We start from the raw sequence: 26,118 nt of genomic DNA, 5'->3' as shown, positions 1-26,118 counted from the left end.
CCGCAGCCATGTTTTCACGCCAGCAAGGCGTACCCGAAGGGAACAGGGAGACTGACCTGTCGCGATAACTCAACGATATATCGGTAGGATGGTGATGGCAACCCCCTGCTGTCTCGTCTCACTCAATCGAGTCGGTTTCTCAACGAACCGAGTCGTTCGGGCTTTTGTCTCAGCGAACCTGGTCACGCCACTGAGTGCGCTGGGGGTGCTGGATGGCTGTACCTGCTGGGGTGGATCCGGCGGAACCGTGCGTCGAGTTGTCGTACGTGGACGCGGTGCACGGGCGCCGTCGGCGTCCGCTGCGGGACTGCGTGACGGGCCGGTTCGAGGATGTCGCTCCGGTGCGCACGTTTCGCTGGTCGCGCGGTGGGCGCCATTTCCCGGGCTGGTACTGGGCGGCGACGACCGGGCGGCACGTCGGCTTCGAGTCGTGGCTGGAGCGGGACCGGCTGCTGCTGATGGACTTCGACCCGAACGTGGTGGGGATTGGCTCGCAGCCGTTCTGGCTGCACTGGCATGACGGGGAGCGGGAGCGACGTCACGCCCCGGACTACTTCGTCCGGCGTGCGGACGGCTCGGCGGTGGTCGTCGACGTCCGTGCGGACGAGCGGGTCGAGCCGAAGGACGCCGAAGCGTTCGAGGTGACGCATCTGGTCTGCGCCCAGGCCGGGTGGGGGTTCGAGCGGCTGGGGACGCCGGACGCGGTGCTGCTCGGGAATGTCCGGTGGCTGTCGCGCTACCGGCACCCGCGGTGTCTGCACGGCCCGGCCGCGGCCCGGCTCCGGGAGGCCTTCGCGACACCGGGACCGCTCATGGCGGGGGCGGATGCGGCCGGGGAACGGCTGTTGACGCTGCCCGTGCTGTTCCACCTCCTTTGGCTCCGGGAGCTGGTCTTCGAGGGCGTGACGGCCGAGTTGCTGGGGCCGCGCACGATCGTGCACCTGGCCGGCGGAGTGGGCCGGTGACCGGAAAGAGGCGGGTGCCGCCGATGTCCCGGATCGCGGAGTTCCCCGAGGCTGCCGCTGAACGGGCCCGCTGGTGGGAGAGGCACGTCCTGGAGGTCTTGCGCGGTCTGCCGCCGGATGCTCCGGAAGGGGCCGAGCCGCGGCCGGAGTTCGATCCGAGACGGCGCTCACTGGCCCAGCGCGAGCGGGCCAGGGCGGCCGAGTTGACGGCGGCCGGGTATCGGGTGTCGGCCAGCGGCATCAAGCAGCGGCGCCGGCGCTACCAGCGGGATGGGCTGGTCGGGCTGGCGGACGGCCGGTCGGCCAAGCAGATGCGGGCCTTCGGCCAGGTCGAGCCGGCCGTGGTGGAGGCGATGCGACAGGCGATCGCCGAGACCGCCGACGCGTCGTCGAGGACCATCGGCTTCATCATCTGGCGGGCCAAACAGATCCTGTCCGACCGGGAGGGGACCGCCGACGTTGAACTGCCGTCGCGGGCCACGCTCTACCGGCTGTTCGACAAGCTTGCCACCGGCACCCACGCCACCGGGTCGGCCCGCACCCGCCGCTCGGTGGGGGCACGGCCGTCCGGGCCGTTCGGCGAGGTGCCGGCCAGTGCGCCCGGCGAGTTGATGCAGATCGACTCCACGCCGATGGACGTGCTGGTGCGGCTGGACGACGGCGTCGCCGAGAAGGTCGAGCTGACGGCCATGGTCGACATCGCCACCAGGTCGATCACCGCGGCGGTGCTGCGGCCCTCCACGAAGGCCGCGGATGCCTCCGCGTTGTTGGCTCGCAGTGTTACCCCTGAGGCGATGCGCCCGGGCTGGGCGGAAGCCCTGCGGATGTCCCGGTCAGCGTTGCCGCACCGGCGGCTGCTGGGCATCGACGAGCGCTTGGAGCACGCGGCCGCCCGTCCGGTGATCGTGCCGGAAACGGTCGTCTGCGACCACGGCAGCGTGTTCATCTCACACGCCTTCAGGGCGTCCTGTCGTTACCTGGGCATCAACCTGCAGCCAGCACACAAGGCGACGCCGACCGACAAGGGCACGATCGAGAAGACCCTGGGCTCCGTGGCCACGCTGTTCGCCCAGTTCGTCGCGGGATACACCGGCTCGACGACAGACCGCCGCGGCCGCGACCTGGAAGAAGGGCCGCTGTGGTCGCTGCCCGAACTGCAGAACCTCCTCGACGAGTGGATCATCGCCGTCTGGCAGACCAGGCCCCACGACGCCCTGCGCGACCCGGACGCACCGGCACGGGCGTTCTCGCCGAACGAGAAGTACGCCACGCTGCTCGAATCCTGCGGATACGTCCCAGTGCCGCTCGGCGGCGAGGACTATGTCGAGCTGCTGCCCGAGCGCTGGCAGGCGATCAACGCCTACGGCATCCGCATCAAGCACCGCACCTACGACAGCCCGGAGTTGAACCCGTTGCGCCGCCAGCGCTCGGGGGTGACGGCGAAGAAGGGCCTGTGGGAGGTCCACTACGACCCCTACGACGTCTCCCGGATCTGGGTACGCGACTCCCGCGCCGATCGGTGGATCACCGTGTTCTGGAAGCACCTGCACCGCGTCGGCGTCCCCTTCGGTGAGCTGGCCTGGGACCACGCTCGCGCGCAGGTCCCCGGCGGCTCCGAGGAACAGATCGCGGATGCGGCCGCGGCCCTGCTGCGGCGAGCCCACGACGGTCCCGCTGCCGACCAGGACCGTCCGCCCAAGCGTTCGCGGCGCGACCGCCGCGTCGCCGCTCGCACCCGGGCCACGTCGACCGGCCGCCCGGTCCCCGATCCGCCCGTCACCGAGCCCGAACGCAACGACGAGCCGGACACCGAGCTCGCCGACGTCATCCCGCTGGGCCTGTTCGACCCGCTTGCCGACCCCTGGAGGCGCACGTGACCCCCTCCTGTCCGGCGGCCGGGCCCACGGCAGTGCAGGAAGCCGACGCCGAGGCGAACCGGCAGCTGACCACTCTGGCCGGCTGGCGGAGGTTGGTCGACGGCCCACCCCCGCCCCCGGGCCGGCTTTCCCCGGATGAACTGAAGCAGCTGTCACCGACCGAGCGGGACCTTTACGACGAGGACCGCCTCGACCATCACGCCCGGATGCTCACGGTCTCCACGTCGTTCGTCGAGAAGACCCGGATCTGCGGCCGTCGCCTGGTCCTGCTGAACCGGCACGCGATCAGTGCCCGCCGCGGGCTGATGGTCTCGGGCCTTCCCGGCACGGGCAAGACCAGCGCCATTGTCCAGCTCGGCCGGGCCCACGAGCTCCTCGACCGGGCCCGCCACCCGAAGATCGGCGACCGCATCCCCGTCCTCTACATCACCGTTCCTCCTGCCGCGACCGCCCGCATGATCGCGGCAGAGTTCGCCCGGTTCCTGGGGCTGCCGGTCCGTCCCCGGTCGAATATGACCGACATCATTGAGGCCGTGGTGGGGGTCTGCACCGATATCCGCACCGGCCTCGTGCTCGTCGACGAGATCCACAACATCTCGCAGAGGACCCAGGCCGGCGCCGAGGTCTCCGACACCTTGAAGTACTTCTCCGAGCGCATCCCCGCCACCTTCGTCTATGCGGGCATCGACCTGGAGACCAGCGAACTCCTGGTCGGCAGGCGGGGCGCTCAGATTGCGGGCCGCTTCACTCTCGTCCCCACCGGCCCCTTCCCCTACGGCGACGAATGGAAGGGGCTCATCGCGACCATGGAAGAGACCCTGATCCTGCACGACCATCCACCGCGCAGCCTGGTCAAACTGGACCGCTACCTGCACAACCGCACCGACGGGATGATCGGAGCACTGTCCCACGCCATCCGGGGTGCCGCGATCGACGCGATCCTGGGCGGCACCGAACGCGTCACCAAGGACGGACTCGACGCCATCCCTCTGGATCACGCGGCCGAGTCTGCCCACCCTGTCCGGAAGACCACGGCGCCCCGATGAACGACCTCCCGCCTCCTCGCCTGCCGATCTACGTTCGCCCCGCTGACGGCGACACCGTCGACTCCTACATCCGCCGTCTCGCGCACGCCAATCACCTCCCGCCCGCCGATCTGCGCTCCCACCTCCGCGCGGCCGGCTCCTCCGGCCCTCCCCGCATCGAAAAACTCGCCGCGGCCGCCGGACGCCCGCCCGCTGACCTGCAACGGGCGCTGATCGACACGCGATGCGGGATCTGCCGTCAGCCCCTGCCTCTCCGAGCCACCAAAGGCCGCCCGGCGCAATTCTGCTCCGGCCGGTGCCGAATGATCGCCTACCGCAAACGCGTCCCACCCTCATCCCAGGGCGTCATCCAACGCACCCGCCACACCGCGCCCTGCACCCACTGCGGCACCCTCGTCGAACGCAACCGCCCGTTCCGCTGGTGCTCCGAGCCCTGCCGACAAGCCGACTACGAGGCGCGCTGGGCCAACGGCCAATGCGGGCAGTGCGGTCGACAGCTGCAGCCCAAGACCGACCGTCCACACGGAGGAGGACGCCAGCCGATCTGGTGCTCGGCAGCCTGCCGGACCGCGGCCTACCGCGAACGCCTCAGAGCACATCCGACGGCACCAGCTCAACCCCCTGCCGAGCGCGCACCGGACACGACCCCCGCCGTCCGTCTCAACGAACCGAGTCCACCCGTCTCACCCAATCCAGTCCACGCAGGTCAACGCCACGAGAACGACTAACTTCATTGAGACAGGACACCTGCCGTCACGACGGCCACTGTCCCGTCTCCGTCGAACTGGGCCCATCCTCAAGTGACCTGGCCCGATTTCCTTGTGGCGGGCCAGGTCACTTGAGAGCTCGGATCGGACATCGTGGACACCCGTTCGGTATGCCGATGAAGCATCCTCGCGGACCAGGTCAACTGAGACTCGACTCCACTGCGTGTCTCAACCGATCTGGTCGTCGCAGGTCAAGGGCATGGCATGGGACCAGATCCTTCGAGACGGGAGAACCACTCTGTCTCGCAGCCACGCGGGGCACGGGGGTGAGAACGACGGCGACACGGCTGACCGCGCTGTTGCCCCTGAGAGAATCAGCGCATGGCCGACTCACCCCTGCGTATCAACGCCCTCATCGTCGATGCCACCGACCCCGAGCGGCTCGCCGCGTTCTGGTCCGAGCTGCTCGGCCGCCCGGTCGTGGGTCGCACGGGGCCCTATGTGTGGATGCGACGCGAGAACGGTTTGGGTCTGGGTTTCCAGCGGACCGGCGAGCCCGGATCGGGCAAGAACCGTATGCACTTCGACATCACCTCACCGGACCCGGCTGCCGAGCAGCAGCGGGTCGAGGCGCTCGGCGGGCGCCGGCTGGAGGAGTACGCGGACGGCGGCTTCCTGGTGATGGCCGACCCGGAGGGCAATGAGTTCTGCATCATCCCCGAGGGCCCCTTCGAACTCGACGACGAGGGACGGGCGGACTACCTCGTCCCCTCGACGCCGCCCCCTGGGCCCGAGGCGTCCTCGGCTCCTTGAGGGCCGGCCACCGGACGGATCAGCGCCGGAAATCCGGTCCGGTGCCTGCGGATTGGCCTTGGCCTGCGGCTCCGCCCACGCCCTACCGTCGGGGGATGCGCATTCGAATCGTCGACGCCTTCACCGACCGGCCCTTCACCGGCAACCCCGCCGGAGTCCTGCTCCTGGACACGGACGCGTTCCCGGACGACGGCTGGCTCCAGAACGTCGCCCTGGAGGTCAACCACGCCGAGACCGCCTTCGCGCACCCGCTGCCCGAGAGCAAGGACGCCGACTGGGCGCTGCGCTGGTTCACTCCCGCCGCCGAGGTCGCCCTGTGCGGCCACGCGACCCTCGCCACCGCCCACGTCCTGCACACCACAGGCTCCCACCAGGGCCCCGTCCGGTTCGCCACCCGCAGTGGCGTCCTTGTCGCGACGACGGCCGAGGACGGCTCCGTGACCCTGGACTTCCCCACGGCCCCACTCACCCCGCTCACCCTCCCCGACGGGTTCGCCGAGACGCTGGGGGCCGAGCCACTCACGGCCTTCGACACCGGTCCGAACGTCGGCGACCTGCTGGTCGAGGTCGCCGACGAACGGACGGTCCATGCCCTGCGGCCCGACCTCAAGACCCTCGGTGCCCACTCCGCACGCGGCGTCATCGCCACCGCCCGCGCGGAGAACCCTTCCCTGGGCTATGACTTCGTCTCCCGCTGCTTCTTTCCGAACATCGGCATCGACGAGGACCCCGTGACCGGCAGCGCCCACACCGCGCTGGCCCCCTACTGGTCCGAGCGCCTGGGCCGCACCGCCCTCACCGGCCTCCAGGCCTCACCCCGCTCGGGCCGCGTCCGTACGGAACTGCGCGGCGGGCGCACCCTGCTGGGCGGACGGGCGGTGACCGTCATCGAAGGCGAGCTGCAGGGTGCCGCACTGCCGAGCGGCGGGGCCCTGAACCGCGGCGGACCGACGGGCTGAGCCGGACCCAGGGACGAAAGGGGGCGTGCGGCACCATCGCACGCCCCCTTCCCGAATCGGTTCACGCCGTGGGCAGCCAGTCCACCTTGCCCGCGAGCAGCGCGTACCCCACGAACGCCCCGATGTCGAGCAGCGTGTGCGCGACCACCAGCGGCCCCACCCGGCCCCAGCGGCGGTAGAGGTGGACGAACACCACACCCATGACCATGTTGCCGATGAACCCGCCGATGCCCTGGTAGAGGTGGTACGAGCCGCGCAGTACCGAACTGGTCGCCATCGCGGCGCCCGGCGACCAGCCCAACTGATCGAGCCGACGCAGCAGATAGGCGAGGACGATGACCTCTTCGAGGATCGAGTTCTGCATCGCCGAGAGGATCAGCACGGGGAACTTCCACCACACTTCGGGCAGCGCCTCGGGCACCACGGTGAGGTTGAAGCCGAGGCCACGCATGGCCAGGTAGAAGGCGATGCCGCTACTGCCGATGGCCGCCGCGACCGCCGTCCCGCGACCGAGGTCGGACCAGGGCCGGGCGCGGTCGAAGCCGAGGGTGCGCAGTCCCGCGCCCTCGCGGATCAGGAAGTGGGCGACGAGCGCGACGGGGACCAGCGCGCTGGTGATCCCGAAGAGCTGCCAGGCCAGGTCGAGCCAGGGACGGCCCGGTGCGGCCGAGCCGTTGAGGGTGGCCGCCTGGTCCTTCAGGCCGCCCGGCCGGGTGGCCGAGCCGACGAAACTGATCAGCGCGGACACCGCGCTCGCGCCGAGCGACACCGCGAGCACGAGCAGCGTCTCCTCGCGGAGCGTCTTCCGCGTGAGCCGCCGCTGAGGATACGCATCGGCCTCCGGGCCCGCCTCCGCCTGCACACCTGCCTCCAGATCACCGATCCGTCCGATCGGTTCAGTATGAAGGCACCGGCCGAGCACCCGGCGGGCGGTCCGCGTCCGTCGGCTTTGTACGATCCCCCGGCCGACCGTGCGGTCGGCGGGCCACGACCGGCCGTCCTTGCGGCTGCCCGGGGCGCGCCCGCCCGCTCACCCGGGGGTCAGCCCGTGGGTACCGGCTCCGGCAGCCCCGCGGGCCAGGTGTGCACCGGATCGCCCCGCAGCATCAGCTCACGGTAGTGCCGGGTGGTGGCCGCCAGTGCCGCCTCCCGGGACAGGCCCCCGTCCAGCGCCCGGTGGAAGGTCGCGGCCTGCCAGCTCGCGCCGTTCTGCCGGCGTCGGCAGCGCTCCTCGATCACGCCGAGGTACAGGTCTCGGTCCGCGGGTTCGATGCCCCACGCGTCCAGTCCCGCCTCGGCCAGCGGCAGCAGTTCGTCGCGTACGAGGGTGACCGCGTCCACCTCGACCGTACCCCCGTAACGCCCGCGCCGGGGCCAGGTGAAGCGGGCGTCGATGCCGTGCCTGCAGGCGGCGTCGAAGTTGGCGGCAGCGGCCTCGAAGGGCAGCCGGGTCCACACGGGGCGGCTGTCCTCCGCGAGGGCACGGACGAGGCCGTAGTAGAACGCCGCGTTGGCGACCACGTCGACGACGGTGGGCCCGGCGGGCAGGACCCGGTTCTCCACCCGTAGGTGGGGCACGCCGTCGACGACGCCGTAGACCGGGCGGTTCCATCGGTAAACCGTGCCGTTGTGCAGGACGAGTTCCGCGAGCGAGGGGGTGCCGCCCCGGTCCAGCACATCGAGTGGATCCTCGTCGTCGCAGATCGGCAGGAGTGCGGGGTAGTAGCGCAGATTCTCCTCGAAGAGGTCGAACGCCGAGCCGACCCAGCGCTCGCCGAACCAGGTGCGCGGCCGAACCCCCTGCGCCTGGAGCTCCGGCGGACGGGTATCGGTGGACTGCTGGAACAGCGGCGGCCGGGACTCGCGCCACAGCTCACGGCCGAACAAGAAGGGCGAGTTGGCGCCGACGGCGATCTGGGGGGCGGCGACCGACTGGGCCGCGTTCCACACGTCGGCGAAGCGGGCCGGGGTGACCTGGAGGTGCAGCTGCACCGAGGTGCAGGCGGCCTCCGGCGCGATGGACTTGGAGGTACAGCTGAGGCGTTCCACCCCCTCGATCTCGAGGTTGAAGTCCTCCCCGCGGGCGGCCACGATCTGGTCGTTGAGCAGGGTGTAACGGTCGACGGCGGAGAGGTTCGAGGAGACCAGGTCGTCGCGGTCCAGCGTCGGCAGAATGCCGATCATCACGATTCCGGCGTCCACCTCGGCGGCTTTCCGGTCCGCGTACGCGAGGGAGGTGCGCAGCTCCTCGGCGAGCCGGTCGAATACCCGACCCCCCAAACGGTGTGGGGCTATGTTGACTTCCAGGTTGAACATGGCGAGTTCTGTCTGGAAGTCGCGGCTCGCAATCCGCTCGAGGACTTGCCCATTCAACATTTTGGGCATCCCGTCGGCACCCGTGAGATTCAATTCGATCTCCAGCCCCATGAGATTTCTGGGCCGGTCGAACCGCTTCTCCGCCAGAAGTCGCTCCAACCCCGTCAGACACCTGCGGAGCTTGTCGCGGTAGCGCTGGCGATCGGACAGGTCGAACCCGCCTGCCACGACCTTCTCCCCCATCGAAGCCTCCCTTCTCCTCGGATGGGCGGTCCGATGATCGGCCGCCGGGTCCCGGTCCACAGTGGAGGATGCCCAGCGGATGCGATCGATAACGCCCCGAAGTGACCTGTCGGCCGCTACGCTGGTCGAAGGTGACCAGTGGCACATTCACGCGGCATGGCCGGCACATGACCGACAACGCACGTGACAAGGCGACGGCGAACTCGTGAAAAACGCCGACGACAATAGGCCTACCACTGCGCGGACATTTATCGAGGTCATCGCCGTATGCCCGGCTGAGAATCGGGATAATTCCCCCGTTTCATCGTCCAGAAGTACCCTTGTTCCGCGGGTCGAAAACGGCTAGCCGAAACATACTCCGAACACGCGTCGTATAAACTCCGTGGACAAGGCAGAAGGTTGGCGCCCACGGTCGAGTGATCCAGGCGACGAGGTGACGTGCGGTACTCCTCACCCCTCACCTCTCGTGCTCAGACCCCCGGCCCCTGCCTTCCGGCCTTCGCGAGCTGACAGCGCCGTCCGCCCCGCCCTCGCGTCACTGTGCCTTCGAATGAGAGGCGACCCATCATGCCCCTGCATGTCCCCCCGGCTCCCGCGCCCGCACTGCGTTCCGTCCTGACCGCACTCTCCTCTCCCACCGCGTTCAGTGAGGCCCGAACTCCCTCCCTCCTCGGCGCCGAGGGGACTGCTTCGCCCGAACTGCCGCTGCCCGTACACGTCCTGGACCGGGTCACCGCCGAGGGCGTGTCCGCGACGCGACTGGCCGGCTGGCGCTTCCTGATCCGCTGCGGCGACCGGGCGGTGGCCGCGGCGGACACCGTACTCACCCCCGACGGCTGGACCTTCTCCCGCTTCTTCGAGGGCCCCTACATCGCTTCCACCGAACTGGCCCTGCGCCAGGCCGAGGCCCTGCCGCAGTCGTACCAGCCCCGACTGCTGTCGGTCCCCGGCCTCTACATGCTGACCCTCTGGCTGCACGGCGACCGTACCGCGGACGGCGCCACCGGCCATCCGGCAGCCACCGACCTGCTCGTCCCGCTCGCCCCGGCACCGCCCGGCATCGCGGCCCACCGCCCGCACCGGGCCGCCGAACTCCTCCCGGTACTGACCCACCGGGCCACGCCCGACCGGCTGCTCGGCTCACCCGCCTGACGCCTCACCCCTCGCGCGAGCACCCTTTCTGCACCCCTCCCCCTCCCACACCTCGCTCCTCCATGCCCCGCCGCCGGGCCGCCGGCGGCGGGGCACACCCTCGCCGGAACCACGAGGAAGCCCGACGTGGTCCTGAACACCGGGCGACCAGGACTCCGGACCGGACTAGCCTCATCCGGCCATGCGGAACCACCCGAATTGACAGGGCAGTTGAGTTGAACCGTCCGCCAGGGTGACGCGTCATCAACCTGTGAGGGGCGGTGCCGCGAAACCCCTGCGGATTTCCGCCCGAGGGGCAACACTTGTTTCCGACCAGCCTGTCTCGACGGGCCTATCACCACGGGGGGCGGCCATGAACGAAGCTTCACGCCGCGGAACTGAAACGACAGCCAGCCCACAGGTCACGCCAGAGCGAAAGATCCCATCCATGTGCCAGCACCAGCCGCCTTGCCCCGCAGCCGATTCCGCCGACCGGGAGTCCGCCCGTCTCGTGGCGCACCACCCGGAGCAGGGCTGGAGCCTGCTGTGCAACGGTGTCGTGCTCTTCGAGGACACCGGTGAACTCCTGCCCGATGGCAGGTGCATCGCCCCGCAGCGCTTTCAGGGCGCCATCCAGGTGATGACCACCGCCTAGCTCTGCCGGGCGGAGCGGAGCCCGCCCACGGAACCCGGGGGCCGGACCGCGGGAACTCCCGCGAACCGGCCCCGACGCATATCCAGGGTCTGTCACACACCGTGATACACCGGGCGTGTGTGCGTCACCCCTTGGTCGCGCCCGCGGTCAGGCCGCCGACGAGCTGGCGCTCGGCGACCGAGCAGAAGGCGAGCGCGGGAACCATGGCCAGGACGAGATACGCGAAGACACGCGCGGTGTCCACGGAGTCCTGTCCCTGGAACTGCTGGACGCCTATGGGGATGGTCCACCAGGTGTCGTCGGTGAACACCAGCAGCGGCAGGAAGAAGTTGTTCCGGCCGGTGACCACGGCGAGCACCGAGACGGTGCCCGGCGCGGGCCGTGCCATCGGCAGCAGCACCCGCCAGAAGAAGCCGAACGGGCTGCAGCCGTCGAGCCTGGCCGCCTCCTCCGGCTCCCCCGGGATCTGCCGGAAGAATCCGCGCAGGATGGTGATCGTCATCGGCAGGCCGAAGGCGGCCTGCGGGAGGATCACGCCGAGCGGGTTGTCCAGCAGGCCCATGGAGCGCAACAGCAGGAACAGCGGCAGCGCGGCCACCGCGAACGGGAACATCAACCCCCTCGTGAACAGCCTGAACAGCATCTCCCGCCCCCGGAAGGCGAACCGGGGGCGGGAGAACGCCGCCGGCGCGGACACCACGACCACGATCAAGGCCGTGGCGATGGCGATCAGCGTGCTGTTGCCGACCAGCCGCCAGAAGTCACCGGAAGCGAGGATGCCGGTGTAGTTGGCGCCTACCCACGGGTCGGGCGGCCAGGCGGGGTTGCCGGAGAGCTGGTCGGTGGACTTGAACCCGGACAGCACGGCGTACAGCAGGGGTACGGCCATCACCGCGCCGACGGCGATCAGGACGAGATGCAACGGCAGGGTCCGGAGAAAACGCCGGCGCGGGGCCGGGGCACGGGCCCGGAGCCGAGCCCGGAGCCGGCCTTGGACTCGCTCGCGGACGCGTCCAGGGACGCCGGCGCGGACGTGCCGAGGCCGGCCCGTTTTTGAGAGAGCGTCTCAGTCTTCGTACGCCTCCAGCGGGGGGCAGGAGCACACCAGGTTGCGGTCGCCGAAGGCCTGGTCGACGCGGCGCACCGGCGGCCAGTACTTGTCGGCGGCGCTCACTCCGGTCGGGAAGACGGCTTCCTGGCGGCTGTACGCGTGCCCCCACTCCCCACCGAGCGCGGCAGCGGTGTGCGGGGCGTTGCGCAGGGGGTTGTCGTCCGCGGGCCACTCACCGGATCCGACCTTCTCGATCTCCGCGCGAATTGCGATCATCGTCTCGCAGAATCGGTCGAGTTCGGCCAGGTCCTCGGACTCGGTCGGCTCGATCATCAGCGTCCCGGCCACCGGGAACGACATCGTCGGCGCGTGGAAGCCGTAGTCGATCAGTCGCTTGGCCACGTCGTCCACGCTCACGCCGGTCGCCTTGGTCAGGGGGCGCAGGTCGATGATGCACTCGTGCGCGACCAGCCCGCCGGGGCCGGTGTACAGCACCGGGTAGTGCGGCTCGAGGCGCTTGGCGATGTAGTTGGCGTTGAGCACCGCCACCTGGGTGGCCCGCTTGAGCCCCTCGCCGCCCATCAGCCGGACGTACGCCCACGAGATGGGCAGAATCCCCGCCGAGCCCCACGGCGCCGCCGAGATGGGCCCGATCCCGGTCTCCGGCCCGGCCTCGGGCTGCAGCGGGTGGTTCGGCAGGTACGGCGCCAGGTGCGCCCGCACGCCGACCGGGCCGACGCCGGGACCGCCGCCGCCGTGCGGGATGCAGAAGGTCTTGTGCAGGTTCAGGTGCGAGACGTCCCCGCCGAAGTGTCCGGGCTTGGCCAGTCCGACCAGCGCGTTGAGGTTCGCGCCGTCCACGTACACCTGGCCGCCGGCCTCGTGCACGGCCGCGCAGATGTCGGCGACGTGCTCCTCGAACACACCGTGCGTCGAGGGGTACGTGATCATCAGCACCGACAGCTCGTCGCGGTACCGCTCGATCTTCGCGCGCAGGTCGTCGACGTCGACCTCGCCGTCCTCGGCGGTCTTCACGACGACGACCTTCATGCCGGCCATGACGGCGCTGGCGGCGTTGGTGCCGTGCGCGGAGGACGGGATGAGGCAGACGGTGCGCTGCTCGTCGCCGTTGGCCCGGTGGTAGCCGCGGACGGCCAGCAGGCCGGCCAGTTCGCCCTGGGAGCCCGCGTTGGGCTGAAGGCTCACCTTGTCGTAGCCGGTGACCTCCGCGAGCCGGTCCTCCAGCTCGTGGATGAGCGTGAGGTAGCCCTCGGCCTGTCCGGCCGGCGCGAAGGGGTGCAGCTGCCCGAACTCGGGCCAGGTGATGGACTCCATCTCCGCGGTCGCGTTGAGCTTCATGGTGCAGGAGCCCAGCGGGATCATGCCGCGGTCCAGCGCGTAGTCGCGGTCGGCGAGCCTGCGCAGGTAGCGCAGCATCGCGGTCTCGGAGCGGTGCTGGTGGAAGACGGGGTGCGTCAGGTACTCGTCGGTGCGCAGCAGGGCGTCCGGGAGGGTGTTCCGCGCGGCCGCGTCCAGGGATTCGACATCTCCCTCGACACCGAAGGCGCTCCACACGGCGGCGAGCCGGTCGCGCGTGGTGGTCTCGTCGCAGGCGATCGAGACGAGGTCGGCGTCGACGGGGTGCAGGTTGACGCCGTTGTCCCGGGCGGCGGTCACGACCTCGGCGGCCCGCCCCGGGACCCGCACGGTCAGCGTGTCGAAGTAGGAACCGTGGACGATCTCCACGCCGCCGGCCCGGAGCCCTTCGGCGAGGACGGTCGCGTAGCGGTGGGTGCGCCACGCGATGGTCCTCAGCCCCTCGGGGCCGTGGTACACGGTGTACATGCCCGCCATGACGGCGAGCAGTACCTGGGCGGTACAGATGTTGCTGGTGGCCTTCTCACGGCGGATGTGCTGCTCGCGGGTCTGGAGCGCGAGCCGGTAGGCCCTGTGCCCGTCCGCGTCGACGGAGACGCCGACGAGCCGTCCGGGCAGGCTGCGCGCCATCTTCTCCTGCACGGCCATGTATCCGGCGTGCGGTCCGCCGAAGCCCATCGGCACGCCGAAGCGCTGCGTCGTGCCGATCGCGATGTCCGCGCCGAGTTCGCCGGGGGACGTCAGCAGCGTGAGGGCGAGCAGATCGGCGGCGACGGTGACGAGCGCGCCCAGTTCGTGCGCCCGGTCGATCACCGGCTTGATGTCGCGTACGGCACCGGAGGCGCCCGGGTACTGGATCAGTACGCCGTTGATCTCACGCTCGGCGACTTCGGCGGGGATGCCTTCGCTCAGGTCGGCGACGACGACCTCGACACCCGCCGGCTCGGCGCGCGTCCGGATGACGGCGATGGTCTGCGGCAGCGCGTCCGCGTCGACCAGGAACAGGCCCTTCTTGTTCTTGCCCATGCGGCGCGAAAGCGCCATCGCCTCGGCGGCCGCGGTGCCCTCGTCGAGCAGGGAGGCTCCGGAGGTCGGGAGGCCGGTGAGCTCGGCGACCATGGTCTGGAAGTTCAGCAGCGCCTCGAGCCGCCCCTGCGAGATCTCGGGCTGGTACGGCGTGTAGGCCGTGTACCAGGCGGGGTTCTCCATGACGTTCCGCAGGATGACGGGCGGCGTGAAGGTCCCGTAGTACCCCAGCCCGATCATGGAACCGAGCACCTCGTTGCGGTCGGCCAGCGACCGCAGCTCGGCCAGCACCTCGGGCTCGGTCCGGGCACCCGGCAGGTCCAGCGCGTCGGCGTTCTTGATCACGTCCGGGACCGCGGCGGCCGTCAGCTCGTCGAGCGAGCCGTAGCCGACCTGCGCCAGCATCTTGGCGCGGGCCTCGTGGTCGGGGCCGATGTGACGCTGCTCGAAGGGCGTTCCCTGTTCGAGCTCGGAGAGGGAAATGCGATGGGCGGTCATGTGCGGAGGCCTCCTGGTCCGACGACCTTCGAGGGGCACCATGGCGGGTGCCCGGACGGCCTCCCCCTCTGTCATCTCAACCTGAGAGCTTCACCGGCCGCCCGGGGCGGCCGGCTTTCACCGTCGGTGAGAGCGGGAGCCGTCGACACCCGCCCTGCTTTCCAGAGTGACCTCGTCCATGCGGTACGTGAGCCTGAGAGATTCCGGGGAGGATTTGCTCCTTCGGCGCCCTCCGATGGTGCAGGGAGGGCTCTCCCGCACGGGGTCAGCAGCCGCTGCCAGGGTACCAGCGAGGGCAAGGCCCGGACTTTCGAGTGGCCGCTCCGCCGATTGTGCCGTTTTGTAGTGCTGACGAATTCTTGCGACCTGTGGAGGGCCCGTGCAGACCGACATCGATCCGCGCAACCTGATCGGCCGCAAGGCGTTCGACCGCAATGGCAACCGGATCGGCACGATCGACGAGGTCTATCTCGACGACGCCACCGGCGTGCCGGAGTGGGCGGCGATACGCACCGGCCTGTTCAGCAGGGACGCCTTCGTCCCCCTGGAGCCGAGCGAGCTGATCGACGGCGGTCTCCACATCCCCTTCGAACGCGCTCTGATCAAGGACGCCCCCGACTTCGGTGTGGGCCGTCATCTCTCCCCGGAGCAGGAGCTCCAGCTCTACCACCACTACGGCCTGGACACGGCCGCCCCTCCCCCGCTCCCGGACCACGACTTCGGCAGGCTCGCCGGCAGGGACGACTCTGCCTGAGGACGCCACCCGTGGCGCATCCGAACCACCGACCCGGCACCCGCCCGTCCAGGGCCTGCCTCCGGGCCCACGCAGGGCAGCGCCCTCACTCGCCCAAGGCCCCCGGGTCCGCAACGCCGGCCACCGCCCCCGCACCAGCCCTTGAAACCTGGCTACCCCGGGCGTCGCCGTCGGCCCGGCCGTCCTGGGTGCCCTCATCGCCCTGACCGTCGCTGCCCTGACCGTCGTCGTCCTGGCTGTCCTCGCCGCTCGGGCCGCCCGCGCTCCTCCCGCTGCCCCCAGGTCTTCGCTCCACCAACGGCAGCGGATCGGCGGGGTGCAGGGCCGGGTCGTCGGTCCGGAAGGTCCTCACCCGCCCCGGCGCCGACCCGGGCGTCTCGAACCGCACGGTGACCCGCCCGAGGCCGCTGCCCTGGACCCACCCATGGCCGTACTCGCTGTGCCTCACGTCGTGCCCGGCCGGCCAGCGCCGCTCGGCACCCGCCTGTTGCCGTTCCTCCGCGGGCACTGCCGCCTCCGCTTCCTCGCCCAGCAGCTCCTTGTCCCGCTCCCCCGCCGCCTGCGCGAACAGGTCCTCCTGCGTGTAGTCGGCGAGCCCGCTGACCCCCACGCCCAGCAGCCGCACGCCGCCCGTCGTGTCGACCGGGTCCAGCAGCCGCGCCGCCGCCTCACGCACCACCGCCGGATCGTCCGTGGGCCCCCGCAGGGTCTCGGAGCGGGTGAGCGTCGAGAAGTCGTACCGCCGGACCTTCAGCACGATGGTCCGTCCCGACAGCCCCGCGGCCCTCAGCCGGCGCACACAGCGGTCGGCGAGGCGCTGTACCTCCACCCCGACCCGCACCCGGTCGTGGATGTCCACGTCGTAGGTGTCCTCGACCGACACCGACTTCGTCTCCCGCTCGGCCACCACGGACCGATCGTCCCTCGCCAGGGACATGGCGTGCAGGGCGTGTCCGTGTGCCTTGCCGAGCAGGCGTACCAGCTCGTCCTCCCCTGCCTCGGCGAGGTCCCCGACCGTGTGGATGCCGGCCCGCCGCAGGTGGTCACCGGTGGCCGGCCCGACACCCGGCAGTGTCCGGACCGGCAGCGGCGCCAGCAGGGCCCGCTCGGTCCCCGGCTCGATCAACACCAGCCCGTCCGGCTTGGCCTGCTCCGAGGCGATCTTCGCCAGCATCTTGGAGGCCGCCAGCCCCACCGATCCGGTGAGCCCCGTGACCGCCCGTATGTCCGCGCGCAGCTTCGCGCCGGCCAGCCGCGCGGACCGCTCGTCCCAGGCCGCCCCTCCGGCCTCCAGATCCACGAACGCCTCGTCCAGGCTCAATGGTTCCACCAGCGGCGACAACGCCCGCAGCAGCTCCATCACCTGGTCACTGATCGACCGGTACAACGCGAAGCGGGGCACCAGATACGCCGCGTTCGGCGCGAGCCGCCGCGCCTGCGCCATGGGCAGCGCGGAATGGACACCGAGGACCCGGGCCTCGTACGAGGCGGTGGCGACCACACCGCGCGGCCCGAGCCCGCCCACGACCACGGCCTTCCCGCGCAGGCTCGGCTTGGACGCCTGCTCCACCGAGGCGAAGAAGGCGTCCATGTCGAGATGCAGGACTGTGGGCGCGGATCTCACATCTCCGATGCTGCCCTACGCCACTGACAATGCCCCGCCGCGCGTGTCGCCGGCACGGACCGTGCGGTCTGCGCAGCGGCTCAGACGGCGCGGTTGCGCCGCCTCGCCAGCTCGTCCGTCGGGTTGGGGCCGATCAGTGTCTCCCCGGTGTCGATGCGTTCCCCGTGCAACTGCGACAGCGCGCTCTCGACGTCCCGCCACACCACGCCCACAGCGATCCCGAAGACCCCCTGACCACCCTGGAGCAGGGCATGGACCTCGTCCGGCGTGGCGCACTCGTAGACCGTGGCGCCGTCGCTCATCAGCGTCATGCGCTCCAGGTCGCGAAGGCCCCCCTCCCGCAGGTGCTGGACCGTGGTGCGGATGTTCTGCAGCGAGACACCGGTGTCCAGGAACCGCTTGACGATCTTCAGGACGACGACGTCCCGGAAGCTGTACAGCCGCTGTGTCCCCGAGCCGTGGGCGGGCCGCACGCTCGGCTCCACCAGCCCCGTGCGAGCCCAGTAGTCCAGTTGCCGGTAGGTGATGCCGGCGGCCGCGCAGGCCGTCGGACCGCGGTAGCCGATCTCCTCGGACGCCATGGACGTCGCCGCCCCTCCGCTGCTCGGCACGGCCGCCGGTCGCTGCGGAGCAGGATCGGCCGCGTTGCCGTGATGGGCATACGCCCCGCTCGCGCGGAGCTGAGAGCCTGGGGGAGGGTACGGACCGCTCACCCCGAGACCATGTCCGGGGGCACCCCCAGCCATACCGTCGCCGGTGCTTCTCACGCCGACCTCCGTCCTTGACCTGCCTCCTCGACGGTAGGCAGTCACCAAGGGTGCGTCAACGATCGCCACACTCGGCACGCCGAGTGATAATCACCCTAAGAGTGGTTTTCCGTGCCCCATCACGGGGAAAGGCTAGCCGAATGCCCTCCGTGCGGGCCGCGCGAGGCTCTCACGCACCGCGGTTCCGAGCGGCATTCCGACGGAACGGCCGCCGTCCCTCACTGGCTGCTGGAGCCGAAATCCTCCGGCGAGATCTGGTCGAGGAACTCGCGGAACTTCTCCACCTCGTCCTCCTGCTCGTCCGGGATGGCGATCCCCGCGTCGTCGAGCACCGTGTCGCTGCCATAGATCGGCGTACCCGTGCGCAGCGCCAGTGCTATCGCGTCGGACGGCCGGGCACTCACCTCGACACCGCTGGCGAAGACCAGCTCCGCGTAGAAGACCCCCTCACGCAGATCTGTGATGCGCACTTCCGTGAGCTCCTGGCCGACGGCTTCCAGCACGTCCTTGAAGAGGTCATGGGTCAGCGGGCGTGCGGGAGCCATGCCCTGCTGGGCGAAGGCGATGGCCGTCGCCTCCCCCGGGCCGATCCAGATGGGGAGGTACCGGTCGCCTCCCACTTCACGCAGCAGCACGATCGGTTGGTTCGAGGGCATTTCGACCCGGACACCTACGACATCGAGCTCGTTCACACAGCAACCCTAGGCCGTGCCCGGGATGTTTGGGTAGTCGGGCCTGGGTCGGGCGGCCGATCCAGGCCCTCCGCGCCTCAGGGCAGCCTCACCCCGAGCGCCACGCTCACCAGCGCGGCGTGCAATTTCACCGTGAGACCGGCGAGCTCCTTCGTGCGCGCCTCCGCGTGCGCCCTGGTCTGCGGGTTGCGGTGACGCTTGAGCGGGGCGACGACCTGGTCGACCAGCCCGGCCTCCCGGTCGGCGGCGGCCTTCATCGCCCTCAGGTGCCGCGGCTCGATGCCGAACCGCCTCAGCTCGGTGATGAGGCCGGCGACGGTGACCGCCTCGGCGTCGTACACCTCGTCCTCGACCGGCGCGATCAGCCCGTACGACTCCCACTCCGCGAGCTGCTGCTGGTCGGCGCCGACCGCCGCCAGCAACTGGGCCCTCCCGATCCGGGCCGCTGTGGCGGGCGGCTCGGCGGACAGCTCGGGGCCGGCTTCCCCGTCCCGCGGCCGGGACAGTGCCGGAAGCGGGACGGCCTCGCCGCGCCCCATGGCGTCCAGGTGCTCGCGGATCACCTTGAGCGGCAGATAGTGGTCCCGCTGCATCCTCAGGACATGGCCGAGACGCTCCACGTCCCCGGCACTGAACTTGCGGTACCCCGAGGGGGTGCGCTGCGGCTCGATGAGCCCCTCCGACTCCAGGAAGCGGATCTTGGAGATGGTGACTTCGGGGAATTCCTCACGCAGCACGTTCAGCACCGTGCCGATGCTCATCAGTCCAGTTCCCGCGGCGGCGGTACCGTGCCCGGCACCGCCGCTCGGTGTATGAAGCATGGCCCTTCCCTGGGGTCAGGGTGCCCCGGACGGAGTCCGGGGAGGGTCAGTAGCCCCGCTGGCTCGCGTAGAAGACCAGCCGGTACTTGCCGATCTGCACCTCGTCACCGTTCGACAGACCGACCTGATCGATCCGCTCACGGTTGACGTACGTGCCGTTCAGGCTGCCCACGTCGGCCACGGTGAACGAACCGTCCTGGCTGCGGCGGAACTCCACGTGCCGGCGGGAGACCGTCACGTCGTCCAGGAAGATGTCGCTCTGCGGGTGGCGTCCGGCCGTGGTCAGGTCGCCGTCCAGCAGAAAGCGGCTGCCCGAGTTCGGCCCGCGGCGCACGACCAGGAGCGCGGAACCCATCGGCAGTGCGTCGACGGCCGCCTGTGCCTCCGGGGACAGCGTCGGCACCTGCGTCTGGCCGGTGACCTCGGCGTCGTACGCCTCGAGACCGGAGATGGAGATGGTGGACGTCGTCTCGGAGGGACGCTCCGGGACGGCTCCGGGCCTGAGCGGGGCTCCACAGTTCGAACAGAAGCGGCTGTTCTCCGCGTTGCGGTTACCGCACCTCGTGCACACCAAGGCCGACATGGACGGAGCCTCCTGCCCACCGGGGGCCTGGGACGCGTACGGGGTGGAGAACCCTCCACCCGTACCTGAGGTTGACGGTTGCCCGAAACCTATGCCGCTCGACTGCGCAGGGTCAACCGACGACGCGCCCTGGCCTCCCGAAACGTCCTCGCCCGGACCGCCGACCTGATCCCGGTACAGCGGACGCGACGCCTCCGCGTCGGGCTGTGCGCGATGACGAGCGGTCGCGTTGTCGCGGCCTTCTCGCGCGCTCTTGCCGAACAACTTCCCAAACAACTTCACGGGCGATTCCCCTTGACCGAAACAGACCCGCCCGTGGGGCAGGACGAACCCTGACTGAACACACTGGCCGACCCGGACATCCTCACAACGTCCGTATCCACCAGACAGTTTCCACCACGCACCACCCATTCGGTGCGCCGACCCCCCGCAACCTCTTGCCCTCGCCGGTCGCCCTCCATGCACCCCCGGTTCACTGCGAGGACGACCGAGCGTAGTCAGGCTGCTTCGCCGGTCGCAAGGCATCCACGACGATCTTGGTCGACCGCTCCACCGAGACGGTGGCCTGTTCCTTCTCGAGAGTCTGCACCACTCCTCCAGGAATGTTGAGCGCCGGCTCGAGGTCCTGCGGCTTGCCGATGACCTTGAAACGATAGGGGGTAGTGATCTTGTTCCCGTCAACGCTCACTCCGTCGCCGGAATCCGACAGGTAGGTGCCCGCCACGACACGTACGCCGTTCACCTGAATGGCCTCGGCGCCGGCGGCGCGCAGCTCCTGGACCGCATCGAGCAGCATGTTCGACTCGACCATCCCCTTCGGGTCCTCGATGACCAACGTGATGCCGGGGCCCTGTGCAGCCACCGTGCCCGCCAGGATGCCGAGTTGGCGTTCCCTCTCGAGCGTCTGCCGGCGCGCCTCCTCGGCCTGGTCCGAACTGTTCTCGAGCTCGTCGCGCTGCTCCTCGAGTCCTTGCTTCTCGTCCTCAAGACGCTCTGTGCGGTCGTCGAGTTCATCGAGGATGCGGACGAGATCCTCCTGGCGTGCGCCGCGCAGGGCGCTGTCGCCCTCGCTGTTCGAGGCCACCTGGACGGCCAGGCCGAAGCCCAGGCCGAACAGCAGGAGAGCGACGATGAGCTGGGCCCGGGTGATCCGTGGCGGCCACAGGCCTTTCACCAGACGCTGCCGTCCGGACAGATCGGTTCCGAGCCGCTCCGGTGGCGCCTCCCCCTCCGTGGACGCGGACGCGCTCGCGGGCACCTCGTCGGGCAGTTCCTCACGGAAGCTGCCGCCGGGTGCCGCGGCGGGACGCGGTGCGAGAGCAGGGCGCGGTGCCGAGGCGGGGCGAGGCGGGGACGCCTGGTGGCCTCCGGTAACCGCGTGCGGTCCGGCCGGCGGCTCGGGCGTCGTCCTGTCGTCCTGATGGGGGTGCTCGTGCTCGTGCTCGTGCTCGTGGTTCTGATCGCTCATCGGTCTCACGCCCGGAAGACGTGCCGGCGGATCGCCGCGGCGTTGGAGAAGATCCGGATGCCGAGGACGACCACCACGCCCGTGGACAGCTGGGCACCTACGCCCAACTCATCACCGAGGAAGACGATCAGCGCGGCAACGACCACATTGGACAGGAACGACACCACGAAGACCTTGTCGTCGAAGATGCCGTCGAGCATGGCCCGCAGCCCGCCGAAGACGGCGTCGAGCGCCGCCACGACGGCGATCGGCAGGTACGGCTCGACGACCGCCGGTACCTCGGGCCGGACCAACAGGCCGGCCACGACTCCCACGACGAGGCCCAGTACGGCGATCACGGTGTGCCTTTCTCAGGTGCAGTCTTGGTTATCGGTTGAGCAGTCCGCACGATCACGCTCGGCGCGGCGGGCAGCCGGAGGTCGTCCTCCACCGAGAGAGCGGTACGAATGTCGTAGCTTTCCTGCAGGGCATGCAGATACAGCCCGTCCGAGCTGTTCTGGTACCGGCTGCTCAACTGCTGGCCGTCCCCCACGGCGAAGACCGTGTACGGGGGTACCAGCGGCCTGTTGTCGACCAGTATCGCGTCCCCCGCGGCCCTGATCGCCGAAAGCGCCGTCAGCCGCTGCCCGTTGATGGAGATCGCCTCGGCGCCGGACTCCCACAGGCCGTTGACCACGCGCTGCATGTCCCGGTCGCGGACCCGTCCGGTGTCGGAGAACCCGGTGGTCGAACGGGCGTCTCCGTCCCCGCCGGTGCTCGTGTCCTTGGCGTCGTTCACCACGAGCTTCACGCCGGGACCGTGCACCGCGACAGCGCCCGCCAGGACGCCCACCAGATCGGTGCGTTCGCTCTGACCGCTGCGCTTGAGCGCCTCGCGCTGCCGCGCGCTCACGTCGGCGCGGAGGGCGTCGATACCGTCTTCGAGCTTGTCCGCCGCCTCGGTCTCCCGGTCGATCCTGTCGATCAGTTCTTCGCGCTCCTTGGCGACGACGGGAGCCTCCACCCTGGCCTGCGCGGCTCCGACGGTCACCACCAGGGCCGCGAGCACCAGACCGCCGGCGAGCCCCAGTTTCGCCCTGAGGGTCTTCGGCATGCCTCCGCCGCCGTCGGCCTGCTTCCGCGCGGCAGCCTCGGCGTATCCCTCGTCGAGGCTGTGGTCCATCACGTTGGTGATCAACGACATGGACGCGTCCGGACGCGGTAGCCGCTGGGGGGTGCTCCGAACGGGGGGTTGCTGCGGCATGCCGCACATCGTCGCATGCCGCGGGCGCTACCTCCGAACGGGCCCACGTACGTGCCGGACAGGTCCCGTCGGGGATACTTGTCCGGCACGCACGCATACCGCTCGTTGCACGGTTTTGACTACCGTCCGGCGCTGTCCACGACCAAGGCCCACTCGTCGAGCAGAGCCTGGGCAGAGGCGTCGTCGGGGCCCTCGGCCCACAGGTGGGTGACCGCCTCGGCCGGGTCGGGCAGCACCATCACCCAGCGGCCGTCGGTCTCCACCACACGCACACCGTCAGTGGTGTCCACGAAGCGGTCACCGGCCTCCTCGACGACCCGCCGCATCACGAGCCCCTTGACCGCCCACGGGGTCGCCAGGTCACGCTTGATCACGTGCGCACGCGGGATACGCGCATCGATCTGGCTGAGCGTGAGTTGCGTCCTGGCCACCAGACCGATGAGCCGGACGAAGGCCGCGGTGCCGTCGTAGACCCTGCTGAACTCCGGAACGATGAAACCGCCCTTGCCGTCACCGCCGAAGATGGTGCCCTCCTCCCCGCCCACGCGGGTGAGGTCGTCGGGCGAGGTGGTCGTCCACTCCACCTGGGTACCGTGGTAGGCCGCCACCTGCTCGGCGATCCTGGTGGTGGTCACGGGAAGCGCGACCCGGCCGCTGCGCCGCTCGGCCGCGATGAGGTCGAGCATGACGAGCAGCGCCCGGTCGTCCTCGATGATCCTCCCCTTCTCGTCGACGAGGGAGAGCCGCTCGCCGACCGGGTCGAATCGCACACCGAACGCGGCACCGGAGGATGCCACCATCTCGCCGAGCCGCACCAGCCCCGCCCGCCGGACATCTGCCGTCTCGGTCGGCCTGGACTCGTCGAGCCCCGGGTTGATGGTCAGTGAGTCCACTCCGAGCTTGCCGAGCAGACTCGGCAGCACGAGCCCCGCGCTGCCGTTGGACGCGTCCACGACCACCTTCAGCCCGGACTCCGCGATTCCCGTGATGTCGACGTTCCGCAACAGCGAGCCGGTGTACGAGTCGAAGACGCTCGCCGGGAAGTGCAGATCGCCGATCTCGCCCGGGAACGCGCGCCGGTACTCCTGCCGCGCGAACACCCGGTCCAGTTTGCGCTGGCTGCCCTGCGAGAGGTCGGCGCCCTGCCCGTCGAAGAACATGATGTCGACGGAGTCCGGCACCCCGGGAGTGGTCCGGATCATGATGCCGCCCGCGCTGCCCCGCCCGGTCTGCTGCCGGGCCACGGGCAGCGGTACGTTCTCCAGGTCCCGTACGTCGATGGCGCTGGCCTGCAACGCGGAGATGACCGCACGCTTCAGGGCACGGGCGCCACGGGAGTGGTCCCGGGCGGTGGTGACCGTCGATCCCTTCTTCAGCGTCGTCGCATAGGCGCCGGCCAGCCGAACGGCGAGTTCAGGTGTGATCTCGACGTTCAGGATTCCCGACACCCCACGGGCGCCGAAAAGGTGCGCCTGTCCTCTGGACTCCCAGATGACCGAGGTGTTGACGAATGCTCCCGCCTCGATCGTCTTGAACGGATACACCCGCACATTGCCCTGAACGATGGATTCCTCGCCGATCAGGCACTCGTCGCCGATGACAGCGCCGTCTTCGATCCTCGCCGCGCGCATGACGTCGGTGTTCCTGCCGAGGACACAACCCCGCAGGTTGCTGTGCGGCCCGATATACACGTTGTCGTGGATGACGGCCTTGTGCAGGAAGGCCCCGCTCTTCACGACGACATTGGACCCCACCACCGTGTGCTCACGAATCTCGGCACCGGCTTCGACCTTGGCGTAGTCGCCGATGTAGAGCGGACCGCGCAGCACGGCATCGGGATGTACTTCGGCACCCTCCGCGACCCATATGCCCGGGGAGATCTCGAAGCCGTCGATGTCGACGTCGACCTTGCGCTCCAGGACATCGGCCTGAGCCTTCACATAGCTCTCGTGCGTGCCGACATCCTCCCAGTAGCCCTCGGCGATGAAGCCGTAGACGGGCTTGCCTTCCTTCATCAGTTGCGGGAAGACATCCCCGGACCAGTCTACGGGCACGTCGGCCTCGACATAGTCGAAGACCTCGGGCTCCATGACGTAGATGCCGGTGTTCACCGTGTCGGAGAAGACCTGCCCCCAGGTCGGCTTCTCCAGGAAGCGCTCGACCTTGCCTTCCTCGTCCACGATGGTGATACCGAATTCCAGCGGATTGGGTACCCGGGTCAGGCAGACCGTGACCAGCGCGCCCTTCTCCTTGTGGAAATTGATCAGCTCGGTGAGGTCGAAATCCGTCAGTGCGTCACCGGAGATGACGAGAAAGGCGTCGTCCTTCAGCGCCTCCTCGGCGTTCTTGACGCTCCCTGCGGTACCGAGTGGCTTCTCCTCGTTGGCATAGGTGAGCTCCATTCCGAGCTCTTCGCCGTCACCGAAATAGTTCTTGACGAGTGATGCCAGGAACTGAACAGTCACAACGGTTTCATTGAGCCCATGCCTTTTGAGCAGCCGCAGAACGTGCTCCATGATCGGCTGGTTGGCCACCGGCAGGAGCGGCTTGGGCATGCTTGAGGTCATGGGACGAAGGCGTGTGCCTTCACCCCCGGCCATCACGACGGCCTTCATGTCGGAAGCGTCCTCCTCTAAGAGACGACGGTCTGGCCGACTTCACCTGCCAAGATTGTCCCGCACTTTTCCACTGCGGGCCATCGCGCGACGTTGCGCGTGCCACTCAGCGAGTTCAACCGGCCATGGCGTCCGCACGAACCAGGCGGCGGACCTGCACCACGTAGAGGACTCCTGCCCACCAGTAGAGGGTTGTACCCCATCCGGCGAACGCCCATCCGAAAATAGCAGCGAGTGACGAGATCCAGCCATTACCGTCACTGAGCAGGAGCAGCGGGAAGGCGTACATCAGGTTGAAGGTGGCTGCCTTCCCAAGGAAGTTCACCTGCGGTGGCGGATAGCCGTGACGCCGGAGGATGCCCACCATCACCAGGAGAACCAGCTCACGGGCCAGTAGTACGGCCGTCAACCAAAGCGGAAGAATCTCGCGCCAGGTGAGACCTACAAGGGTCGAAAGAATGTAGAGCCGGTCCGCCGCTGGATCCAGAAGCCGGCCGAGGCTGCTGACCTGGTTCCATCGCCGCGCGAGCTTGCCGTCCAGGTAATCACTGACACCGCTCAGGGCGAGCACCAGGAGCGCCCAGCCGTCGCTCTTCGGGCCGCCGAACTCCGGCCGGAGAATCAGCCACAGGAAGAGGGGCACGCCAAGAAGTCGCGCCATGCTGAGGATGTTCGGGATGGTGAGGACACGGTCCGTCTGGACGCGAGTCTCCTGGACCTCCACCCGGGGACCTCCTGTGGGAAACGTGTTGATGATGCTCACTGACTCTACCTCAAAGCAAAAAAGCTCTGGCTCTCGGGCTGCGTGCCCGAGAGCCAGAGCTCTATAAGAATTGTTCGGCGGCGTCCTACTCTCCCACAGGGTCCCCCCTGCAGTACCATCGGCG

22 protein-coding genes and 1 riboswitch are annotated in these 26,118 nt (G+C 69.5%); of the genes, 8 read left to right on the top strand and 14 right to left on the bottom strand.

Going from position 1 to position 26,118, the window contains the following annotated elements; genetic code table 11:
- The first annotated feature begins 212 nt into the window (after positions 1–212).
- The 5 genes from ACFP2V_RS33930 to ACFP2V_RS33910 all read left to right on the top strand — a co-directional run bounded on the left by ACFP2V_RS33930 (position 213) and on the right by ACFP2V_RS33910 (position 6,367).
- Complete coding sequence (locus tag ACFP2V_RS33930) at positions 213–965, top strand: TnsA-like heteromeric transposase endonuclease subunit (protein WP_381219116.1); 753 nt, start codon at positions 213–215, stop codon at positions 963–965.
- 23 nt (positions 966–988) lie between these two features.
- Positions 989–2,842, top strand: coding sequence for a Mu transposase C-terminal domain-containing protein (locus ACFP2V_RS33925; RefSeq protein ID WP_381219119.1), 1,854 nt, complete (start codon positions 989–991; stop codon positions 2,840–2,842).
- Entirely contained in the window at positions 2,839–3,888 is a 1,050-nt protein-coding gene (locus ACFP2V_RS33920) for a TniB family NTP-binding protein (protein ID WP_381219115.1), read from the top strand. Before ACFP2V_RS33925 ends, ACFP2V_RS33920 begins: the two co-directional genes overlap by 4 nt.
- Positions 3,889–4,976: 1,088 nt before the next feature.
- Positions 4,977–5,408 carry a VOC family protein gene (locus tag ACFP2V_RS33915; protein ID WP_381219114.1) on the top strand — a complete coding sequence of 144 codons (432 nt, stop codon included), beginning with the start codon at positions 4,977–4,979 and terminating at the stop codon, positions 5,406–5,408.
- A gap of 95 nt (positions 5,409–5,503) precedes the next feature.
- Positions 5,504–6,367 carry a PhzF family phenazine biosynthesis protein gene (locus ACFP2V_RS33910; protein WP_381219113.1) on the top strand — a complete coding sequence of 288 codons (864 nt, stop codon included), beginning with the start codon at positions 5,504–5,506 and terminating at the stop codon, positions 6,365–6,367.
- A 61-nt stretch (positions 6,368–6,428) separates the two neighbouring features.
- Here the strand turns inward: ACFP2V_RS33910 and ACFP2V_RS33905 are convergent, their stop codons facing one another.
- Positions 6,429–7,229, bottom strand: a complete 801-nt coding sequence (locus ACFP2V_RS33905; protein ID WP_381219112.1) for a CPBP family intramembrane glutamic endopeptidase — start codon at positions 7,227–7,229, stop codon at positions 6,429–6,431.
- A gap of 179 nt (positions 7,230–7,408) precedes the next feature.
- Positions 7,409–8,926, bottom strand: a complete 1,518-nt coding sequence (locus ACFP2V_RS33900) for a glutamate-cysteine ligase family protein (protein ID WP_381219111.1) — start codon at positions 8,924–8,926, stop codon at positions 7,409–7,411.
- Positions 8,927–9,493: 567 nt separating this feature from the next.
- Here ACFP2V_RS33900 and ACFP2V_RS33895 point away from each other — a divergent pair.
- Both ACFP2V_RS33895 and ACFP2V_RS33890 read left to right on the top strand, forming a co-directional pair.
- Complete coding sequence (locus ACFP2V_RS33895; RefSeq protein WP_381219110.1) at positions 9,494–10,078, top strand: hypothetical protein; 585 nt, start codon at positions 9,494–9,496, stop codon at positions 10,076–10,078.
- 427 nt (positions 10,079–10,505) lie between these two features.
- Entirely contained in the window at positions 10,506–10,712 is a 207-nt protein-coding gene (locus tag ACFP2V_RS33890) for a DUF5999 family protein (RefSeq protein WP_381219109.1), read from the top strand.
- Positions 10,713–10,836: 124 nt separating this feature from the next.
- On the opposite strand, the gene ACFP2V_RS33885 is transcribed toward ACFP2V_RS33890, so the two are convergent.
- Both ACFP2V_RS33885 and gcvP read right to left on the bottom strand, forming a co-directional pair.
- A complete protein-coding gene (locus ACFP2V_RS33885; protein ID WP_381219118.1) occupies positions 10,837–11,601 on the bottom strand; it encodes a carbohydrate ABC transporter permease in 765 nt (254 codons plus the stop codon).
- 177 nt (positions 11,602–11,778) lie between these two features.
- The gene (gcvP, locus tag ACFP2V_RS33880) at positions 11,779–14,664 is read right to left on the bottom strand and encodes an aminomethyl-transferring glycine dehydrogenase (RefSeq protein ID WP_381219108.1); all 2,886 of its coding nucleotides are present in this window, start codon (positions 14,662–14,664) and stop codon (positions 11,779–11,781) included.
- A 171-nt stretch (positions 14,665–14,835) separates the two neighbouring features.
- A riboswitch (glycine riboswitch) is annotated at positions 14,836–14,932 on the bottom strand.
- 111 nt (positions 14,933–15,043) lie between these two features.
- Between gcvP and ACFP2V_RS33875 the strand changes: the two genes are divergently transcribed.
- Positions 15,044–15,418, top strand: coding sequence for a PRC-barrel domain-containing protein (locus tag ACFP2V_RS33875; protein WP_381219107.1), 375 nt, complete (start codon positions 15,044–15,046; stop codon positions 15,416–15,418).
- A gap of 85 nt (positions 15,419–15,503) precedes the next feature.
- Here ACFP2V_RS33875 and ACFP2V_RS33870 read toward each other — a convergent pair whose 3' ends face one another.
- From ACFP2V_RS33870 to ACFP2V_RS33825, 10 genes are all read right to left on the bottom strand, one after another.
- Positions 15,504–17,042, bottom strand: a complete 1,539-nt coding sequence (locus ACFP2V_RS33870; RefSeq protein WP_381219106.1) for a DNA polymerase IV — start codon at positions 17,040–17,042, stop codon at positions 15,504–15,506.
- An 80-nt stretch (positions 17,043–17,122) separates the two neighbouring features.
- Positions 17,123–17,809: a MerR family transcriptional regulator gene (locus tag ACFP2V_RS33865; RefSeq protein ID WP_381219105.1), complete on the bottom strand. Its 687-nt coding sequence runs from the start codon at positions 17,807–17,809 to the stop codon at positions 17,123–17,125.
- Positions 17,810–18,027: 218 nt separating this feature from the next.
- Positions 18,028–18,501 (bottom strand): bifunctional nuclease family protein, encoded by a 474-nt coding sequence (locus ACFP2V_RS33860; protein WP_003988851.1) that lies wholly within the window; start codon positions 18,499–18,501, stop codon positions 18,028–18,030.
- Between the two features lie 77 nt (positions 18,502–18,578).
- The gene (gene ftsR / locus ACFP2V_RS33855) at positions 18,579–19,322 is read right to left on the bottom strand and encodes a transcriptional regulator FtsR (RefSeq protein WP_381219104.1); all 744 of its coding nucleotides are present in this window, start codon (positions 19,320–19,322) and stop codon (positions 18,579–18,581) included.
- 46 nt (positions 19,323–19,368) lie between these two features.
- Complete coding sequence (locus ACFP2V_RS33850; protein WP_381219103.1) at positions 19,369–20,316, bottom strand: FHA domain-containing protein; 948 nt, start codon at positions 20,314–20,316, stop codon at positions 19,369–19,371.
- Between the two features lie 61 nt (positions 20,317–20,377).
- On the bottom strand, positions 20,378–21,163 hold the full coding sequence (locus ACFP2V_RS33845; protein WP_417801245.1) for a DUF881 domain-containing protein: 786 nt from the start codon (positions 21,161–21,163) through the stop codon (positions 20,378–20,380).
- A gap of 215 nt (positions 21,164–21,378) precedes the next feature.
- Entirely contained in the window at positions 21,379–21,711 is a 333-nt protein-coding gene (locus ACFP2V_RS33840) for a small basic family protein (RefSeq protein WP_030808725.1), read from the bottom strand.
- Positions 21,708–22,556, bottom strand: a complete 849-nt coding sequence (locus ACFP2V_RS33835; RefSeq protein ID WP_381219101.1) for a DUF881 domain-containing protein — start codon at positions 22,554–22,556, stop codon at positions 21,708–21,710. Before ACFP2V_RS33835 ends, ACFP2V_RS33840 begins: the two co-directional genes overlap by 4 nt.
- 179 nt (positions 22,557–22,735) lie before the next feature.
- Positions 22,736–25,231 carry a sugar phosphate nucleotidyltransferase gene (locus ACFP2V_RS33830; protein WP_381219100.1) on the bottom strand — a complete coding sequence of 832 codons (2,496 nt, stop codon included), beginning with the start codon at positions 25,229–25,231 and terminating at the stop codon, positions 22,736–22,738.
- A gap of 115 nt (positions 25,232–25,346) precedes the next feature.
- The gene (locus ACFP2V_RS33825) at positions 25,347–25,955 is read right to left on the bottom strand and encodes a CDP-alcohol phosphatidyltransferase family protein (RefSeq protein WP_381219117.1); all 609 of its coding nucleotides are present in this window, start codon (positions 25,953–25,955) and stop codon (positions 25,347–25,349) included.
- Between the last annotated feature and the right edge of the window lie 163 nt (positions 25,956–26,118).

This window comes from Streptomyces incanus (assembly GCF_042656345.1).
Taxonomy (GTDB): domain Bacteria; phylum Actinomycetota; class Actinomycetes; order Streptomycetales; family Streptomycetaceae; genus Streptomyces; species Streptomyces incanus.
The sequence above is the reverse complement of the archived record's forward strand: the minus strand, read 5'-3'. Positions and strand labels throughout refer to the sequence as shown.